The sequence below is a fragment of the Streptomyces sp. 8L genome (genome assembly GCF_020176795.1).
Taxonomy (GTDB): Bacteria; Actinomycetota; Actinomycetes; order Streptomycetales; family Streptomycetaceae; genus Streptomyces.
This window is the reverse complement of record NZ_JAIUKE010000447.1, coordinates 1-1,191: the sequence shown is the minus strand read 5'-3', so window position 1 is coordinate 1,191 and position 1,191 is coordinate 1. Positions and strand designations below refer to the sequence as shown.

Sequence of the window (1,191 nt, the reverse complement as noted above, 5' to 3'; positions counted from 1 at the left end):
GCCCCTGGGGCGGGGGCTGCTGCGCCCGGCCCCCCGGGGTGTGGTGGGGGGGGGGGGGGGCGGGGCCCCCCCCGCCCCCGCCCCCACGCCCCCCAGCGGAGCCGCACGGTCCAGATCCGCGTCGAACGCCCTGCCCGAGCCGTCAGCCGGAGTCTCACGCTCCCGGAGAGGAGGGGTGGCGTCCCTCTGCGCGGGCTCGTAGTCGCGCGAGGACGCCGGTCTGTGTGCGGCTCTGGGTGAGTTCGCGGTGGACCTGCTCGCAGCGCGGGCACCGGCCGCCCGGTTCGGGGGCGTAACCGTCCAGTCCCGGTGCCGCGGTTGAGGTCGGGGTGTGACACGAGGGGCACTCCCAGCCGGGAGGCTCGTCCTCCCCCGGGTCTTCCTCCGGCTGCGTCCACGGGTCCTTCATCGGTGCCCCGTGCTGGCTGTCGCCGTACCCGGGCGGAGGGGTTCTCGCGGCCTGGAGGCGCTCTTCACGCTCCATATAGTCCTCGTGGGTGTTGCGGTGGGTGAGTGCGTCGGTGAGCGGCTCGGGCCGGGAGCGGCCGAAGCGTGTCCATACCGGTCCGTGCGGGCCGCGCTGCTGCAGCTGAGCCAGGGTGGTGGTGATGACCGGGACGATGTCCCCGTACTGACGCCACCCGTCCTCCTCGCGCGGGTTGGGGGCTCCGAGGCCCAGATAACTGGTCCACGGGGCGCCCCAGCAATCGCGGGTGTTGCCCCGGACCTCGGCGATACGGCGCTGGAGGACCGTGTCGGTGACGTCCTTGGCGAAGACCAGGGCGAGCGGCGGATGACTGACCAGTTCCGGGGCGGGCCACTGGGACGACCACAGGGGCACGTGACGGTCGCGGGTGTCGGGCAGCCGGCGGCGGAAGAACTCGCGGTAGTCGACGATCTTCCGCGAGAGCACGGCCGCGGGCTCGGAGAACCTGTCGACCTCCACGAACAGAACCGGCATGCCGTCCTCGGGAGCGGTCAGCACGGCGTCCGCGCGCAGGCTGCCCTTCGCGGGCGTGGTGAACGTCCCGTACACCGGCAGGGCGACCTCCGTCGACCAGCCCCGCAGATGACCCAGCCCGCGCGGCCGCCCCCCCCCCCCGCCCCCCCGGCGGCCGGGGGGGGGGGGGCGGGGGCCCCGGGGGGGGGGCCCCCGCCCGGCGGGGGGGGGCGCGCCCCAAGGGGGGGGGC

The 1,191-nt window shown here is 75.9% G+C and carries 1 protein-coding gene; it reads right to left on the bottom strand.

Annotation, left to right across the window (positions count from 1 at the left end; translation table 11 throughout):
• Nucleotides 1-154: 154 nt before the first annotated feature.
• Nucleotides 155-1,036: a replication-relaxation family protein gene (locus tag LCE31_RS30550; RefSeq protein ID WP_225020058.1), complete on the bottom strand. Its 882-nt coding sequence runs from the start codon at nucleotides 1,034-1,036 to the stop codon at nucleotides 155-157.
• Nucleotides 1,037-1,191: the final 155 nt, after the last annotated feature.